The sequence below is a fragment of the Nocardia sp. NBC_01377 genome, from assembly GCF_045040005.1.
Taxonomy (GTDB): domain Bacteria; phylum Actinomycetota; class Actinomycetes; order Mycobacteriales; family Mycobacteriaceae; genus Nocardia; species Nocardia noduli.
Genome location: NZ_CP109566.1, coordinates 8,325,492 through 8,341,454 on the forward strand (window position 1 = coordinate 8,325,492; position 15,963 = coordinate 8,341,454).

Genomic DNA, 15,963 nt, shown 5'->3' on the forward strand with positions numbered 1-15,963 from the left:
TCAGTCGGCCGTCCACGTCGCCGTGTGGCATGTAGCCAACTCGATACACATTCGAGCCCCTGTCTCCAGGTGGCTTCGCGGGTGTTCAGTCGTCGTAGTGGTGACGACAGGCAACGATCGTCACGTTGTCATCGTCGGCTACGTAGATCAACCGATGTTCGTCGGTTATCCGCCGTGACCAGAGTCCGGCCAGGTTGTGCCGCAACGGTTCCGGCTTGCCGATGCCCTCGGCGTTGCCGTTGCGCCGGATATCCTCGATCAGGCGGTTGACTTTGCCGAGCAACCTACGGTCACGGGCGAGCCATCCGCTGTAGTCCTCCCACCCATTGGCGTCGAACACCACCTTGCGACTCACTCGTCGTTGTCCTCTGGTTCGATCAGTTCGTGGGCTTCCACCCTGCCTGATTCCAAGTTCGCGATCGACTCGAGCAGGCGTCTGCTGTTAGCCCTGGTAGACAGGATGTAAGCGGTCTCTTTCAAGGAGTTGTATTCGGCCAGCGAGATAACTACGGCGGGCTCCTTGCCGCCGGACCGAGTAATCACGACTTCGTCGTTGTCTTCGGTGGCCGCGTCCAGTACTTCAGACCAGTTCTGACGTGCTTCGGTGCTGTGCATGGCTCGCATGGAGATCCTTTTCTCGCGACACTGACCCCGTACGGGATAATGTACGTGATCAGGTGCGCCTTGTCGATCGCTTGGGGCATACGGCGAGTACCTGTCTCATTGCGCTGAAAAGTGCTGATTTCGCCGTCTGATCATCTCCGGCTGCTGGAGGCTGTCTTTCTCGTCTACCGGCTACCTGCGTGAGGAACCGCCCTCGGCTCACGCGTCGCCCGCCAACCCGAACTGCACTTCGTCGACTCCGGAGTCGCAGCCTGGCTCATGGGATCGACTCCGGAGAAGATCGCCGGCAGTGACCCCGCCGCACTGTCGGAATACGGTCATCTCATCGAAACCTTCACCGTCGGAGAGAGTCTCGAGCAGATCAGCTGGTGGGGCGGGCCGGTGACAGTTGGACACTTCCGCACCGGATCCGGTGACGAAGTCGACCTGGTCATCGAGAGCGATGACGGACGAGTGATCGCCTTCGAGTTCAAGGCGGAAGTCGGGTGCATCGTGAAGACCTGCGGGGTATCCGCATCCTGCGTGACCGCCTCGCGCGCCGCTCTCGACCGGGCCGTTGCTGCTGGTCAGGGTGAATTCGACAACGGCAGACTGGCGCCGTATCCCGGTGGCGGGCGCGGCGATGGCCAGTTTCGCGGTAGTATGCATTTCGTTGGGTAATAGCCAACCATATGCATAGTGATGGGTGGTGGTGTTGATGGCTGAGCGTCGCGGTACACCACTGCCCAGTGAGCTGTGGCGGGCGCCTCTCAGAACCGTGCGGCCGCAGGACTTGGCCGACATCTACGTCCAACCGCGGCCCGAGATCGCGCGGCTCGTTGATCGGGGGATGCTGCACCGCGTCGCTCACGGCTACTACATCATTGTCCCACCGGACTACATCGGTCGGACGTGGCTGCCAGGTCTCGAAGCGGCGGCCGCAGGTATCGCGTCATCGATTTACGGGGCGGACCAGATAGTCGTCATGGGTATCAGCGCGGCCCGCATGCTGGGAGCCGTGCCTCGTGCGTTGGCGACTGCCGTTGTCGCAGTTCCGAGTCAGCATCGACCGATCGCGCTGACCGACCGTTCGGCACAGGTTTGGTTCGTGCGCCGAGATACCGACGCGCTCGACGCGGAGCGTATCGAAACTTCACTGGGGCCGACGCTGGTCACTACTCCGGAACAGACCGTGCTCGATCTTGCCCGGCGCCCGGAGCTGGGCAATGCCGAGGTGGAGGTTCGTTCAGCGATCGAGACGCTCTACCGTCGGAGTGATTCGGCGAGACTCGAACAGCTCGCGAGCGAGCAGCGACAGGGTGTGGCGCTTCGACGTGCGCAAAGTTGGGGCGGAGCATGAGTATCGACGAATACGACAGTGTCGCACTTCGATTCGGAGTATCCCCGGAGCAGGTCGAGCGCGATCATCTGATCTCCCATCTGCTGGCGGCAGTCAGCCGAGGGTTCGGTGAGCGGTTGTACTTTATCGGCGGAACTGCTCTTGCCCGTACGCATCTGGTGAGCGGCAGGCTCAGTGAAGACATCGATCTGGTTGCGTTGGACAACCGAACGGTCCTGGCCGCCGAACTCGACGCTGCTTTGCCGCGATCCGTCGCGCGGAGGTACGGTCGGCTGGAATGGGCGTCGTCGCTGAGCGATGTCTCGGATACGGGGGTCGCCAACCTCCGCTCTGCCTCCGGTGTGTCCGTCAAGATCCAGTTGCTGTCGGGACGTGGCCGAACGGTGTGGCCGACCGAACTCCGCCGTCTCGAGCAGCGATACAGCGACGCAGGGCCAGCTGAGCTGTTGGTGCCCACTTTGCCGGCGTTTGTCGCGGGGAAGACGGCGACATGGCACGACCGACGCGCATCACGCGACCTCTGGGACCTTTGGGCGCTGAGCGGCATCGGTGCGATCGACGGTGCCGCGGGAGTGTTGTACAAGAGACGCGGTCCCACAAACCGGTTCCCCAGCCCGCAGTTGTTCGATCAGGCACCGAATGAGGACGACTGGAATGCGCAACTGGCCGGGCAGACCAGGCTGGAGATCACAGCTGGGACTGCACTGGCCGTGGTTCGAGATGCTTGGGCGCGAGTTGTGGAATGACCGGTGCATTCGACAAGAATCTGGAGCAGGACTCGTGCGTCGGGGAGAGCGATCCATAGCCTGTAGTCATGGCGACAAGACGGGTTCGAACGCCCTACGGTCTGTCGCTCCGATCGCCGTGGCGTCATTAGCCGGCCGAGGAGGAGCCTCCCTCGTGGATCTACGATGTCGGGAGCACAGTTGCCCTCGAATTGGACTGGACCACAGACGATCCGCGGCGAACACATACCGTAGCCGATCGCCTTGACAGCGCGATTCCCGGCGAGTGTGGACAGAAAGCTCCGTGTCGTGAATGCGCACCGACGGCCACGGCGGCGGCGCGTAGCGCCGTCGGCGCGCTCTTGACTCGATGCGGCGCGTACGAGTTTTTCCGCTGCGTACGAACCGCGTACGAACCGGGGTTCTGGGGCCGTCGAGCCGTGTGAGGCAACGGCCTGACCTGCAAGAATGTTGTGCCCTCGGCAGGATTCGAACCTGCGACACCCGCTTTAGGAGAGCGGTGCTCTATCCCCTGAGCTACGAAGGCTGGTCTGGTGGGACGACCGCAGTCTACCGGGTGCACCCAGTAGGAGCCGCATCGTGTCGGGCTCGGGGGCTGCGTGAGGGGTGGGGAGGGGGCGTGTGCAGGGGTTTTCGGGTGGAATCAGAATCCGCCGTCGAAGCCCCCGCCGCCGTCGAAGCCGCCTCCGCCCCAGTCGCCGCCGGAACCGCCGTCCCAGCCGCCGGAGTCTCCGCCCGGATCGCCGCCCTGGTCGTAGCCGGGGTCGGAGCCGCCCGCGTCCAGGCCGTCCTGGTATCCCTCGCCGTATCCGCTCTCGAAACCCTGGGCGCCGTAGCCGACGCCGGACATGCCGGAGAAGAGGGAGGTGAAGAGGAGGGCGGAGCCGATGCCCCAGGCGCCCGCGACGAGGGCGGGTTGCCACCAGGGTTCGGAGTACCAGCCTGCGGGGACGGGGCGGCCGGCGACTCGGCCGCCGGGGTAGTAGTTGGGGGTGGAGCGGGAAGGGTTGGGGGAGGCGGCTATTCGGCGGCCGTCGTAGTCGATGACGCGGTCTTTGCTGACGGTGCCCGCAGCGGAGCGGCCTTCGAGTTCGGGGACGGTGGGGCCGGGGTCCATGCCCATGGCGGTGCGGGCGGCGCGGATGTAGTAGAGGCCCTCGATCGCGGTTTGCCTGGCCAGGCGGGCCTGGGTGGGGGTGCTGGACTGATCCAGTTGGGAGCCCGCGGCGATGTGGCGTTCGGAGGCGTCGACGAGGGCTTGCCGGGAGGCGTCGTCGGTGCCGGTGAGGTTGTAGATCTGGCCGCCGAGTCGCTCGTTGACCTGGCGGGCGTCGGCCAGTGCGTCGGCGAGTTCGGTCGCGGTGCGCTGCTGGGATCGGCGGGAGGCCACGACGAACAGGGTCAGGACGACCGCGACGGCGAGAAGTAGGTACAGCCAGATCATCGGCCTGCCTTCCGTCGACGGATGCGAATACCGTCGAGTTTACTGGCGGCTTGCTGAGACCTGGCTGAGTCGCATTTTCGGGGTCAGGGCGCGTTTCCCTGAACCAGTGGCCGCTCGGCGTCGAGATCTGAGGCAACAGTCGAAGCGATCGACGACACCGCAACATCCACCGCGTTCGACGGTGGGCGTCGACTCCCATCCGCCGAACGTGGCGTCCGATCAGCGCAGCGCGCGTTCGCCTTTCGCCTCCACGTAATTCGCCGGATCGAAGGTTTTCGTCTTCCACCGGTAGAGCACGGTCGCGCCGGGCCAGTTGTTGGTGATGCGGCCGGAGGCGTTGCGGTACCAGCTGGAACAGAAATTCCAGGGGGTGTCCTTCAGACGACGTTGCAACCAGTCGTCCCATTGCTGTTCGGCGTCGGCGCGGGGGGCGAGGAAATGGCCGGTGCGGCCGGACAGGTACTGGACCGCTTGGCGGATGTAGCGGGCCTGGGATTCGAGCATGTAGATGATGGAGCCGGAGCCGACATTGGTGTTCGGTCCGTACATCATGAACAGGTTCGGGAAGTTCGGCACGGTGACGCCGAGATAGGCGCGCGCGCCTTCGTCGCCCCAGACGTCGGTGAGTTTGCGTCCGCCGGTTCCGTAGATGTTCATCGGCGCGAGGAATTCGGTGCCTTTGAATCCGGTGCCGTAGACGATCGCGTCGACGGGGTGTTCCACGCCGTCGGCGGTGCGGATGCCGGTGGGGGTCACGGCCTCGATCGCGGTGGTCTCGACGGTGACGTTCGGCTGGGCGAGGGCGGGGAAGTATTCGTTGGAGAAGAGTCCGCGTTTGCAGCCCGCCGCGTAGTCGGGGGTGAGTTTCGCGCGGAGTTCGGGGTCGGAGACCTGCTTGGCGCGGTGCCGGTCGGCGAGGGCGATGACGGGATTCTTCAGCGCGGGGATATCGGTCAGGGCCAAGGCGAGGAATTCGAACAACGACCAGATCGCGAGGCGTTCGGCCAGCCGGGCGGGCGGCACGTATTTGAACAGCTTCTTGTGCGCGGCACTGTATTCGGTGTCGAATTTCGGCAGGATCCAGGCCGCGGACCGCTGGAACAGGGTGAGGTGTTCGACCTGCGGCTGGATGCGCGGGATGTATTGGATCGCACTGGCTCCGGTGCCGATGCAGGCCACTCGCTTACCCGTGAGGTCGACGTCGTGGTTCCATTCGGCGGAATGGAAGGCCGCGCCGCGGAAGGTGTCGATACCGGGCAGATTCGGCAGGGCGGGGCGTGAGAGCTGGCCGACGGCGGGAATGAGGATGTCGGCGGTGAGGGTGGCGCCGTCGCCGGTGGTGATGTGCCAGCGGCCGGTCTTCTCGTCGAATTCGGCGTCGGTGACCTCGGTGCCGAAGCGGACGAAACTCGGCAGGTCGTGCTTTTCGGCGACCGTCCGCATATAGGCGTGGATATCGGCCTGCTCGGAGAACCGCCGCGGCCAATCAGATTTCGGCTCGTAGGACCACGAGTACAGCGGTGACGGCACGTCGCAGGCGGCGCCGGGATAGGTGTTCTCGCGCCAGACTCCACCGAGATCGGCTGCCTTCTCCAGGATGGTGAAGTTGTGCAGACCGGCTCGCCGGAGCTCGAGTGCCATTCCGAGTCCGGCGAATCCGGCGCCGATGATGATGATGGACGGCTCTGTCATATTTCGAGCCTAGAACGCCGTCCCCGGGTTGCCGAGAGAACGGCGGACATCAAATCGACATTTTCGGCCATCTGTCGGTCAGGGGTGCAGCGCGGCCTTCAGCACGTCGACGGCCTGCGCGACCGCCGCGCGGGCGGCATCGATCAGGACATCGGGTCGGGTGTGAAACTCAGCTCGCGGCGAGACCCCTGGCGATGACGAGGCGCTGGATCTGGTTGGTGCCCTCGAAGATCTGCATGACCTTGGCCTCGCGCATATAGCGCTCGACCGGGAAGCCCTGGGTGTAGCCGTATCCGCCGAAGACCTGCACGGCGTCGGTGGTGACCTTCATCGCCGCGTCGGTGGCGATCAGCTTGGCGACGCTGGCCTGACGTGAGTAGGGCAGTCCGGCGTCGCGCCTGCGCGCGGCGTCGAGGTAGGTGGCGCGCGCGGAATCCACGGCGGCGGCCATATCGGCGAGCAGGAAGCCCAGGCCCTGGTGGTCGATGATGTTGCGGCCGAACGCCTCCCGCTCCTTGGCGTAGGCGACGGCGTCGTCGAGGGCGCGCTGGGCCAGGCCGGTCGCGACCGCGGCGATGCCGAGCCTGCCGGAATCGAGGGCGCTGAAGGCGATGGTGAGGCCCTGACCCTCGGCGCCGACCAGGCGTTCGGCGGGGATGAACGCGTCGTCGTAGGCGGCGGTGGTGGTCGGGATGCCGCGCAGACCCATCTTCTCCTCGGGCTTGCCGAAGCTCAGGCCCTCGGTGTCCTTGGGGACGAGGAAGCAGGAGATGCCTTTGGAACCCTCGCCGGTGCGCGCGAACAGGGTGTAGAAGTCGGCGCGGCCGCCGTTGGTGATCCACGCCTTCGAGTCGGTGATGCGGTATCCGCCATCGACCTTGGTAGCGCGGCAGCGCAGCGCGGCGGCGTCGGATCCGGCGTGCGGCTCGGAAAGGCTGTAGGCGCCGATGGTTTCGCCCGAGAGCATGTCGCCGAGCCAGCGGCCCCGCTGTTCCTCGGTGCCGAAGGCGTAGAGCGGATGACACGACAGGCTGTGCACACTCACCGCTACCGCGACCGCGGCCCAGCGGCTCGCCAATTCCTCCAGCACCTGGAGGTAGACCTCGTAGGGCTGCGCGCCGCCGCCGAACTCCTCCGGATACGGCAGGCTCAGCAGTCCGGCCGCGCCGAGCGCGGGGAAGACGCCCTCGGGAAAGGTTCCGGTCTTCTCACTGTCGACGACCCGCGGTTCGAGCACTTTGTCGGCGATATCGCGGGTCAGCTCGATGAGATCCCGGGACTCCTCTGTCGGCAGCATCCGATCAACTGGCATTCCCTTGTTCTACCGGTTGTCCTGCGCGGACGGTAGGGCGACCCCAGTTAGTGGCTATTAACTGACTGTTTTCTGCCGGAAGCGAGGATTGGGCAGGCCGTCGGTATCGATCTATTATCTGCGTATGAATGCAGATAGTGGAGTATCGCGGCCTCCGCTGGCAGAAGACCAGGTGGGACTGGTCGTCGAGGTTTTCCGGATGCTGGCCGACCCGACCAGGGTGCGAATCCTGTGGGCGCTGGTCGACCGTGAGCTCTCGGTCAACGAGCTCGCGGAGCAGGTGGGCAAACCCGCGCCGTCGGTATCGCAGCACCTCGCGAAACTGCGCATGGCCCGGCTCGTCCGACCGCGCCGGGCGGGCACGACCATCTACTACAGCCTGGAGAACGAGCACATCCTGCGGCTCGTGGTCGACGCGGTGCACAACGCCGAACACGCGGGACCGGGGGTGCCGTCGCACCATCGCGCGGCCGAGCTCCGGGTACTGCCGGGGCGGAATCGAGAGGTTTCGGAATGAACTGGGGAAATCGGCTGGCCGGAAGTGACGATTCGCGCCCGGAGGGAGAGTCGCACGGTCGCGACGGTGACCACCCGAGGCACGGTCACGAGGGCGGCGTGCACGTGGCTCATGCTCGACACGGGCATCACAGCCACGACCACAACGATCATCCGCACGGCGTTCGAGGCGTTCTGCGTGAGATTTTCGTTCCGCACTCCCACGACCCCGCCGACAAGGTCGATGACGCGCTGGAGGCGGGGGCGATCGGGATCGAAGCGGTGAAGATCAGCCTCGCCGTGCTCGGATTCACCGCGATCCTCCAGGTCGTCGTCGTGGTGATGTCGGGTTCGGTGGCACTGGCGGCGGACACGATCCACAACTTCTCCGACGCGCTGACGGCCGTACCGCTGTGGATCGCCTTCGTGCTGGGGCGGCGCGCGGCGACCCGGCGCTATACCTACGGATTCGGTCGGGCCGAGGATCTGGCCGGACTCTTCGTGGTCGGCATGATCGCGCTGTCGGCGCTGATCGCGGGGTACGAGGCGGTGCGTCGGCTGATCGATCCGGTGCCGATCCAGCATCTCGGCGCGGTGGCGGCGGCCGGGGTGATCGGATTCCTCGGGAACGAGACGGTCGCGCTGTATCGGATCAGGGTGGGGCGGCGGATCGGGTCGGCGGCCCTGGTCGCCGACGGACTGCACGCCAGGACCGACGGGTTCACCTCGCTCGCGGTGCTGTTCGGCGCGGGCGGGGTCGCGCTCGGCTTCCCGCTCGCCGATCCGCTCGTCGGCCTGCTCATCACCGTCGCGATCCTCGCTGTTCTGGGGATCGCGGCGCGAGATGTCTTCCGGCGGCTGATGGACGGGGTCGAACCGGCGCTGGTCTCGTCGGCCGAGCGCGCGCTGGCCGTTTCCTCGGGTGTTCTCGGTGTGCGCAGCCTGCGAATGCGCTGGATCGGACACCGGTTGCACGCCGATGTGGAATTGGATATCGCCTCCACCGTCACCCTGGCCGACGCCCACAGACTGGCGCACGAGGCCGAGCACACTCTCGTCCATGTCGTCCCGCGACTGGATACCGCGGTGGTCCACGCCTATCCGGCGCACGCGTCGTGATGTTCGGGCCGGGTTCTCGCGACCACGGCCGGTTGAAGCTTCATGAATGGGACAATTCCGCTTAGGCCGCTGGGCGATTGCTACTTGTGGGTAGCATTCTCCGGTGTGATGTGGCTCATGTCGGCCACCGAGGATAAAGGACTCTCAATGACCGTGTCAAGCCGCAGCGGCCACCGGAGCCGGGTTGCCGACGCTGAATTCACGACCGTCACGCAGCAACGCCCACAACACATCGACCAGCCGCCGGGCCAGAGCTAGAAGGGCCTGGGTATGTATCTGCCGTTCACCGCGTTTTCGGTCGTAGAACCGCCGCGACGGCCCGTTCTCGTAGCGCAAGCTCGACAGGGCGGCCATGTAGAAGACACGCCGCATGCGCCGGTTGTAGCGCTTCGGACGGTGCAGGTTGCCCGAAACTCGACCGGAATCGCGCGGGACCGGGACCAAACCGGCGTAGGACGCCAAACGTCCGGCGCTGGCGAAATTGGCCAGGTCACCACCGGTGCCAACGAGGAACTCAGCACCCAAACCCGGTCCCATCCCGGGCAGCGACTCGATGATGTGCGCCCACGGGTGTTCCCGGAAACGTGCGGTGATGAGCTTGTCGGTGTCCTTGATCTCGCGATCGAGGTCCAGCAGCTTTCGGGCGATACGTTTGACCAGCATCGCGGTATCGGCCTCGCCCGGCAGGGCCAGGCTTTGGCGCCCGGCGGCATCGACCGCAGCGGCCGCGGCCTTGACGATGCCGGGCTTCCATGCCCCGTTGTCGGTCAAATATGTTGTGACACCGTCGATTCCGGCGGCGCAAATCTCCGCAGGCGTGCACATTCCGGCGACCAGTATCAACGGGGTCCGGTTCGAGAAATCGAACGCTGCCTCCAACGTCGGGAAGATCGACCCGAGCAGAGCCCGCAATCGGTTGATCCCGGCGACCCAGTCGCTCATGAGGTCGGTGCGGTAGCTGGTCAGCTGGGTCAACCCGACCACCAGCTCGTCGGGCATCGTGACCTGCCCCAGATCGCGGCGCATGCGGGCGGTCTCGGCGATCACCTTCGCGTCCTTGGCGTCGGTTTTCCCTTCGCCGCGGAATCCGTGGGCCATCGTATTGACCACCCGGCCCGGCACATACGTCACCGCTTGATCAGCGGCCAACAAGACCGTGATCAGCAGCAACGCCATCGGACTGGTCAGATCGATCGCCCACCGCACCTGTTGCGCGGCCTGGCCGGCGCGGGCGATCAACGTCTCGATCGAGGCTTGGTCGTTGCCGAATTTCTGGCTGAACACCGTCTTGCCGGTCTCGTCGACCGCGCACGCGTGATGCGCTTGCTTGCCGACGTCGATCCCGACCCACATCTGAGGGCGAGTAGTCACCCGCGTGCTCCTGACTCGAAAACGGTTACGCCCGTGGACAACCCCGCCGACAGATCCCTAAACAGCGACGACCCGCAACAAGCTCTCAATCAGCGGTCGGAGTGTCCAGCGCGGTGGGGCAGCCAGTCCTTTGAAGCCAAACCAACGGCAAGCAACCATCAGCTACACCCCACCGCTCTGGGCATCCAGGGCACCAACCCCAGACACCTACAAACTTAGGGAGTTCCCATGTTGAGCACCATGCAGGACGAGCCGTTATCGCTGGCGACGCTGTTGAAATACGCGTCCACGTTCCAGGGCGACAGCACGGTGTCCACATGGACCGGAACCGGCGTGCGCACCATGACCTACCGCGAACTCGGCGCGGAGGCGGCGCGGCTGGCGAACGCGCTGCGCGGGCTCGGCATCGGCGTCGGTGACCGGGTCGCGACCTTCATGTGGAACAACAACGAGCACATGGTCGCCTACATCGCGGCGCCCGCCATGGGCGCGGTGCTGCACGCCCTCAATATCCGGCTGTTCCCCGAGCAGTTGGTCTACGTGGCCAACCACGCCGAGGACCAGGTGGTCATCGTGGACGGCACGCTGCTGCCGATGTTCGCCCAGTACCTGCCGAATCTGAAGACGGTGCGCCACGTCATCGTGGCCAACGGCGAGGCCGCCGCACTGGAGGCGCCCGAAGGCGTGCAGGTGCACTCCTACACCGAACTCCTTGCCGCGCAGTCCGATACCTACGACTACCCGGTGATCGACGAACGGTCGGCGGCGGCCATGTGTTACACCTCGGGCACCACCGGCGACCCCAAGGGCGTGGTGTATTCGCACCGGTCCAACTGGCTGCACGCCATGCAGGTGATCTCGCCCAACAGCATGGGTTTCACCGAGGCGGACAACGTGCTCGCCATCGTCCCGCTGTTCCACGCGAACGCCTGGGGCCTGCCCTACGCCGCGTTGATGTCGGGTGCCAATGTGCTGATGCCCGACCGTTTCCTGCAACCCGGCCCGCTGCTGGAACTGATGGAATCGGAGAAGCCGACCTTCGCGGCGGCGGTGCCGACCATCTGGGGCGGCGTGCTGGCGGGCCTGGAAGCCAAACCGCAGGACATCAGCCATCTTCGGACCGTCGTGGTCGGCGGTTCGGCGGTGCCGCCCGCGATGATGCAGGCCTTCGAACAGCGTCACGGCGTGCGCATCCTGCACGCCTGGGGCATGACCGAGACCTCGCCGCTCGGAAGCGTCGCGCACCCGCCGTCAGGGGTGACCGGCGAGGAGGAATGGGAGTACCGCTTCACCCAGGGCCGATTCCCGGCGACCGTGCAGGCGCGCCTGGTCGACGACGAGGGCAAGGTGGTGCCCAACGACGGAGAGTCGCTGGGTGAGTTGGAGGTTCGCGGTCCGTGGATCACCGGCTCCTACTACTCGCCGGAGGGCGCGACGATCGATCCGGACAAGTTCGACGACGGCTGGCTGCGCACCGGCGACGTCGGCAAGATCACCCCGAACGGCTACCTGACACTGGTCGACCGCTCCAAGGACGTCATCAAGTCCGGTGGTGAGTGGATTTCCTCGGTGGATCTGGAGAACGCCGTGATGGGGCATCCCTCGGTCGCCGAGGCGGCGGTCATCGGTGTGCCGGACGAGAAATGGGACGAGCGACCGCTGGTCGCGATCGTGCTCAAGGAAGGCGCGGAGCCAGGGGAGGGGCAAGCCACCGAACTGCGTGACTTCCTGTCCGGGAAATTCGCCAAATGGCAGCTGCCGGAACGCTGGACCTTCATCGCGGAGGTGCCCAAGACCAGTGTCGGCAAATTCGACAAGAAACGGCTGCGCGCCCAGTTCGCCGACGGCGATCTGACGGTGACGACGCTGAGCTGAGGAACACCGCCGCGACGGGCGCGGAATCCGGAACCACACCGGATTCCGCGCCCGTCGCGCTGCGGCCACTCGGTATTGCTGCCGAGCCGCCCTCTCGGAGGAGAGGAATCAGCAGTTGCGCAGTTCCGGGCTCTGGTTCAACAGTTGGGCCCTGGTGCCGATGAAACGGCTGTAGGTCTCCCCGCCGACCGCGGATAGCGGGAAGGCCGCCACCCGGTGGCAGTTCTGGAAGGCCAGCTTGACCTTGAAATGCCGTTCCAGGCCGCCGCGAATCGCGTCGGAGGCCATGGCGCGCAACAGTTGGCCGCGGGCCACCTCGTCCGGCGGCGCGACCAGATTGTCGGCGTATTCCTCCGACCCCGACTCCAGTTCGCCGGCGACCCGGCTGACCACTTCCCACGCGTACGGCAGTGAGGTTCGTACGACTTCGGCGAAGTCGGCGTCGTCGACCTCACCGGCTTCTGCGCGTTCGAGTATTGCTGCGGGAACATCGAGGGACATGGCGCTCTCCTCCTGGGGATGGGGTGGATGGGCGGTGCGATGTCCCCGAAGTCTAATCGAAAGTGGTTGTCAACAAGACTGGATTCGGCGTGAAAGTGCTTTATCGAGTGCGGTTTTCGTGTCGGCGGCCAGCGTGCGCACCAGATCGCCCGCGGGTAGCTCTGGCGTCAGCGCCTGCGTCTGACCTGCCCACAGGTTGGCATCGTCGCGGTTGCCCGCCGCGCGCGCCCGCGCCCGCAACGGCGCGGTGGCGTAATGGATTTCGGGATAGGCGACGGGCGCGTTCGCCGAATGTTCGACCATGAATCGGTTGCGCACCCCGCGCGCCCTGCGGCCGGTGAACGCGCGGGTGAGCATGGTGGGCTCGGAGGTGCCGACCGCGGCGCGGTGCACCGGATTGGTTCCGGCTTCCGGGCAGCGCAGGAAGACCGTGCCCAATTGGACCGCGGCCGAGCCCGCCGCGAGCGCGGCGGCGATACCGGCGCCGGTGGTGATGCCGCCGGTGGCCACGATCGGCAGGTCCACCGCAGCGTCGAGCAGTTGCAGCAGCGCGAGCAGGCCGAGCGGATCGACGGCGTCGTCGGTCACCCGGTCGGTGAAGGTCGCCCGGTGTCCGCCCGCCTCCGCGCCCTGCGCGATGAGGACGTCGGCTCCCGCGTCGACGGCGATCAGCGCCTCGGCGACCGAGGTCACCGTGACCCAGACCTCGGAGCCGACCGCGTGCAGCCGCGCGATCTCGGCTCGCGTGGGGCAGCCGAAGGTGCAGGTGACCACCGCGACCGGGGATTCGGTGAGCAGGTCGAGTTCGGCTTCCCAGTCGTCGGTGTCGTATCGGGACGCGCCGAGTTCGTGGTCGGCGCCGATCTCGGCGAGATAGTCGGCGAAGCGCGCGGGCGGGGTCGCCGGGCCGGGGACGAACAGGTTGACCCCGAACGCGGCGTCGGTCGCGGCGCGGGTGGCCGCTATTCGCGCGGCGACCTCGGTCGCGCTCAGGTAGCCCGCCGCGAGGATGCCGAAGCCGCCCGCTTCGGTCACCGCGACGGTGAGCTCGGGAGTGGACGGTCCGCCCGCCATCGGGGCGAGGACGATCGGGACGCGCAGTTCGTCGATGATCACGGTTCGAGTCTGGCCCATGCCTGTCCGTAACCTTCGAAAAAAGCACGTGACCTGGCCCGAAACAAAAAGATTGGTATCGAAGGTTGCGAAATGGTCACGACGGGGTAGAGTTCCCATCACAACGGAGGCCGAAACGTTACATAGTTTCGGGTTCACCGAACGGGGTAATCCTGTCGGGCTTCGTTCTTCAATGTAGTCGGAAGCTAGGACGAAGCTTTGTCGCAGCACCGGGTAGGCCCCAGTTCCATCACCGTCATGAGCCTCATCGGCGAAGGCTGCGTTTCGGGTCGGCCGACACGACATCGCGTCGAGTCGAGTGCCGCCGAGCGAGTGAAGATGGCCGCAAGCGCCGCCGTCGCGGCGGGCGCCATCATCGGCACCCTGTCGCAGGTCGCTCCCGCCATCGCGGCCCCGCTCTCGGATCACGACGCCGAGGACGCGGCCCAGGCCATCGAGCCGATCACGTTCAAGGGCAGTGACATCTCGACCACCCAGGCGAAGTTCGACGCCCCGGCCGAGACCGTCGAGACCGCCGCCGCCACGACTCCGGCCGCCGCGATTCCCGTCGCCGCGCCGGTCGCCGCGCCGTTCGGCATCGGCAACCTCCCCCCGGAGATCGCCGGTCCGCTGTCGCAGGTCGAGGACATCCTCAAGGGTGTGCAGCAGCAGGTCGCCCCCGCGCCCGCCGCGGTGCGTCCGGTCGGCGGCGCCATCAGCTCCGGATTCGGAAGCCGTTGGGGTGAAATGCACTACGGTCTCGACTTCGCCGATTACCTGGGCGCCCCGATTCATTCGGTGAGCAACGGCACGGTTATCGAAGCGGGACCGGCCTCGGGCTTCGGCCTGTGGGTGCGCGTACTCCAAGAAGACGGCACCACAGCGGTTTACGGTCACGTGAACGACATGCTCGTGCAGGCGGGTCAGAAGGTGCGCGCGGGTGATGTCATCGCCACCGTCGGCAACCGGGGTCAGTCGACCGGACCGCATCTGCACCTGGAGATCTGGGATCAGGGTGGCAGCAAGATCGACCCGATGCCCTATCTCGCCGACAAGGGCGTCCCGATGCACTGGGGCCCGTCGCAGCACTGAGTATCGCTGCCGGGCTTGCGGTTCCACACCTCACACCCGATCGGGCAGGGGCACGATGTACCGACGCGAAGCGGTTCGATGACTACCCGGCGAATCTGTCCGCTCATGCGGACCCGTGACGCCCTGCGGGTCGTTAGGCTCGGCCCGTGACCGAGCTTGGCGATATCTTCGAGCCTGGATCACCGCACGGCAGAGCCTATGCCGCGCTGGTCCACCATCCGCGATCCGGACTTGCCGATATCGCGCGCTACCTGAGCGTTTCCCCCGAGTCCGCCGCCGCCTCCCTTGAGGTCCTGTGCGCATTGCAGGCCGCGGTCCGTCTCGACGACGGCGACGGCGAACCGATCTGGGATGCGCATGCGCCCGAATCGCTGTCGGAATCCGAGGCGAAACGGCGTCAGCACGCGATCAGCCAGATGCACGCCTCCGCGGCGCGACTGAGCGAGACCTTCCGCTCGGTGCGCCGGTCGCCGCGTGGCAACGGCGCGGTGGTGCCGGTGTACGAACGCCTGGAGATGCTGGCCGATTTCGAGGAGATCCAGCACGCGGCGCGCGGCTGCGTCAAGGTCATCGAACGCCCGCCGTATCTGAGCGACCCCGATCGTGAACAGCAGTTGTTCCTGCTCAAGCGCGCTCGCCTCGGTGCGGGCATTCGCTACCAGACCCTCTACCAGGACGCGATCTACCAGGATCCGGAACGGCTGCGGCACGCGCTGGCCACCAATGCCGTCGGTGCGCAGGCCAGGACCCTGCCGGACCCGCCGCTCAAGGTGATCATCTGCGACGACGATCGCGCGAGTCTGGTGCTGCACGCCGACGAACGCCGTCCCGATCCGATGGGATTGCGCATCACCGGCTCACCCGCGCTGCGATTGATCGTCAAGACCTTCGATGTGCTGTGGTCGCTGGCCGCGCCGATCTCGGTGAATCCGACCGCCGACGAACTCGACGAACGTGACCGGGCGATCCTGACGCTGATGGGTCTCGGCGCGACCGACGACACCATCGCGCGCAGGCTCGGGATGTCGCGGCGCACGGTGGTCCGGCGGACCGCCCGGCTGCTGGAAAGACTCGGTGCGAGTACCCGATTCCAGGCCGGCGTGCAGGCCGCGAGACGGGGATGGCTATGATCTGGCAACTGCGAATTCGCCCGATCTCGGCCGGTTGCCGCTCCCACGGCGCGACGCCGATTCCTGTGATCTGATTGGGCCGAAACGCCCGAATCATTCCTCGCGCTTTG

General features: G+C 66.1%; 15 protein-coding genes, 1 tRNA gene and 1 pseudogene. 8 read left to right on the forward strand and 9 right to left on the reverse strand.

Annotated features, from left to right (window positions below; all coding sequences use genetic code 11):
- Positions 1-85: 85 nt before the first annotated feature.
- Both OG225_RS38355 and OG225_RS38360 read right to left on the reverse strand, forming a co-directional pair.
- Positions 86-355 (reverse strand): Txe/YoeB family addiction module toxin, encoded by a 270-nt coding sequence (locus OG225_RS38355; protein ID WP_405179544.1) that lies wholly within the window; start codon positions 353-355, stop codon positions 86-88.
- Entirely contained in the window at positions 352-624 is a 273-nt protein-coding gene (locus OG225_RS38360) for a type II toxin-antitoxin system Phd/YefM family antitoxin (RefSeq protein ID WP_405179545.1), read from the reverse strand. Before OG225_RS38360 ends, OG225_RS38355 begins: the two co-directional genes overlap by 4 nt.
- Positions 625-825: 201 nt before the next feature.
- On the opposite strand from OG225_RS38360, the pseudogene OG225_RS38365 reads away from it, so the two are divergent.
- From OG225_RS38365 to OG225_RS38375, 3 genes and pseudogenes are all read left to right on the forward strand, one after another.
- Positions 826-1,284: pseudogene (locus OG225_RS38365) on the forward strand (DUF4143 domain-containing protein); the annotation flags it as partial.
- Positions 1,285-1,396: 112 nt separating this feature from the next.
- Entirely contained in the window at positions 1,397-1,963 is a 567-nt protein-coding gene (locus OG225_RS38370; protein WP_405179546.1) for a type IV toxin-antitoxin system AbiEi family antitoxin, read from the forward strand.
- Complete coding sequence (locus OG225_RS38375; RefSeq protein WP_405179547.1) at positions 1,960-2,709, forward strand: nucleotidyl transferase AbiEii/AbiGii toxin family protein; 750 nt, start codon at positions 1,960-1,962, stop codon at positions 2,707-2,709. The genes OG225_RS38370 and OG225_RS38375 overlap by 4 nt, the downstream gene beginning before the upstream one ends.
- 453 nt (positions 2,710-3,162) lie before the next feature.
- Here OG225_RS38375 and OG225_RS38380 read toward each other — a convergent pair.
- The 4 genes from OG225_RS38380 to OG225_RS38395 all read right to left on the reverse strand — a co-directional run bounded on the left by OG225_RS38380 (position 3,163) and on the right by OG225_RS38395 (position 7,157).
- Positions 3,163-3,235: transfer RNA gene (locus tag OG225_RS38380), tRNA-Arg, on the reverse strand.
- A gap of 117 nt (positions 3,236-3,352) precedes the next feature.
- On the reverse strand, positions 3,353-4,153 hold the full coding sequence (locus OG225_RS38385) for a DUF1542 domain-containing protein (protein ID WP_405179548.1): 801 nt from the start codon (positions 4,151-4,153) through the stop codon (positions 3,353-3,355).
- Between the two features lie 219 nt (positions 4,154-4,372).
- A complete protein-coding gene (locus tag OG225_RS38390; protein WP_405179549.1) occupies positions 4,373-5,845 on the reverse strand; it encodes a flavin-containing monooxygenase in 1,473 nt (490 codons plus the stop codon).
- Between the two features lie 169 nt (positions 5,846-6,014).
- Positions 6,015-7,157, reverse strand: a complete 1,143-nt coding sequence (locus OG225_RS38395; protein WP_405179550.1) for an acyl-CoA dehydrogenase family protein — start codon at positions 7,155-7,157, stop codon at positions 6,015-6,017.
- A gap of 124 nt (positions 7,158-7,281) precedes the next feature.
- Here OG225_RS38395 and OG225_RS38400 point away from each other — a divergent pair, with 124 nt between their 5' ends.
- The gene (locus OG225_RS38400) at positions 7,282-7,674 is read left to right on the forward strand and encodes a metalloregulator ArsR/SmtB family transcription factor (protein WP_216912083.1); all 393 of its coding nucleotides are present in this window, start codon (positions 7,282-7,284) and stop codon (positions 7,672-7,674) included.
- Positions 7,671-8,771 (forward strand): cation diffusion facilitator family transporter, encoded by a 1,101-nt coding sequence (locus OG225_RS38405; RefSeq protein WP_405179551.1) that lies wholly within the window; start codon positions 7,671-7,673, stop codon positions 8,769-8,771. The genes OG225_RS38400 and OG225_RS38405 overlap by 4 nt, the downstream gene beginning before the upstream one ends.
- 156 nt (positions 8,772-8,927) lie before the next feature.
- On the opposite strand, the gene OG225_RS38410 is transcribed toward OG225_RS38405, so the two are convergent.
- Positions 8,928-10,142 carry an IS110 family transposase gene (locus OG225_RS38410; RefSeq protein WP_405179552.1) on the reverse strand — a complete coding sequence of 405 codons (1,215 nt, stop codon included), beginning with the start codon at positions 10,140-10,142 and terminating at the stop codon, positions 8,928-8,930.
- 228 nt (positions 10,143-10,370) lie between these two features.
- On the opposite strand from OG225_RS38410, the gene OG225_RS38415 reads away from it, so the two are divergent.
- On the forward strand, positions 10,371-12,017 hold the full coding sequence (locus OG225_RS38415; protein WP_405179553.1) for a long-chain fatty acid--CoA ligase: 1,647 nt from the start codon (positions 10,371-10,373) through the stop codon (positions 12,015-12,017).
- Between the two features lie 108 nt (positions 12,018-12,125).
- On the opposite strand, the gene OG225_RS38420 is transcribed toward OG225_RS38415, so the two are convergent.
- Both OG225_RS38420 and OG225_RS38425 read right to left on the reverse strand, forming a co-directional pair.
- On the reverse strand, positions 12,126-12,518 hold the full coding sequence (locus tag OG225_RS38420; RefSeq protein WP_405179554.1) for an SCO5389 family protein: 393 nt from the start codon (positions 12,516-12,518) through the stop codon (positions 12,126-12,128).
- A 69-nt stretch (positions 12,519-12,587) separates the two neighbouring features.
- The gene (locus OG225_RS38425) at positions 12,588-13,937 is read right to left on the reverse strand and encodes a nitronate monooxygenase (RefSeq protein ID WP_405179555.1); all 1,350 of its coding nucleotides are present in this window, start codon (positions 13,935-13,937) and stop codon (positions 12,588-12,590) included.
- Between OG225_RS38425 and OG225_RS38430 the strand changes: the two genes are divergently transcribed.
- Positions 13,890-14,723 (forward strand): M23 family metallopeptidase, encoded by an 834-nt coding sequence (locus OG225_RS38430; protein ID WP_405179556.1) that lies wholly within the window; start codon positions 13,890-13,892, stop codon positions 14,721-14,723. The two genes, OG225_RS38425 and OG225_RS38430, sit on opposite strands and share 48 nt — an antisense overlap.
- Positions 14,724-14,869: 146 nt before the next feature.
- The gene (locus tag OG225_RS38435) at positions 14,870-15,853 is read left to right on the forward strand and encodes a DNA-binding response regulator (RefSeq protein ID WP_405179557.1); all 984 of its coding nucleotides are present in this window, start codon (positions 14,870-14,872) and stop codon (positions 15,851-15,853) included.
- Positions 15,854-15,963 lie beyond the last annotated feature (110 nt).

Bases quoted from the DNA above. Each gene is read 5' to 3' on its own strand.
- OG225_RS38360 (WP_405179545.1), bottom strand. From the start codon at position 624: ATGCGAGCCATGCACAGCACCGAAGCACGTCAGAACTGGTCTGAAGTA.
- OG225_RS38375 (WP_405179547.1), top strand. From the start codon at position 1,960: ATGAGTATCGACGAATACGACAGTGTCGCACTTCGATTCGGAGTATCC.
- OG225_RS38385 (WP_405179548.1), bottom strand. From the start codon at position 4,153: ATGATCTGGCTGTACCTACTTCTCGCCGTCGCGGTCGTCCTGACCCTG.
- OG225_RS38390 (WP_405179549.1), bottom strand. From the start codon at position 5,845: ATGACAGAGCCGTCCATCATCATCATCGGCGCCGGATTCGCCGGACTC.
- OG225_RS38395 (WP_405179550.1), bottom strand. From the start codon at position 7,157: ATGCCAGTTGATCGGATGCTGCCGACAGAGGAGTCCCGGGATCTCATC.
- OG225_RS38400 (WP_216912083.1), top strand. From the start codon at position 7,282: ATGAATGCAGATAGTGGAGTATCGCGGCCTCCGCTGGCAGAAGACCAG.
- OG225_RS38405 (WP_405179551.1), top strand. From the start codon at position 7,671: ATGAACTGGGGAAATCGGCTGGCCGGAAGTGACGATTCGCGCCCGGAG.
- OG225_RS38415 (WP_405179553.1), top strand. From the start codon at position 10,371: ATGTTGAGCACCATGCAGGACGAGCCGTTATCGCTGGCGACGCTGTTG.
- OG225_RS38420 (WP_405179554.1), bottom strand. From the start codon at position 12,518: ATGTCCCTCGATGTTCCCGCAGCAATACTCGAACGCGCAGAAGCCGGT.
- OG225_RS38430 (WP_405179556.1), top strand. From the start codon at position 13,890: ATGAGCCTCATCGGCGAAGGCTGCGTTTCGGGTCGGCCGACACGACAT.
- OG225_RS38425 (WP_405179555.1), bottom strand. From the start codon at position 13,937: ATGTCGTGTCGGCCGACCCGAAACGCAGCCTTCGCCGATGAGGCTCAT.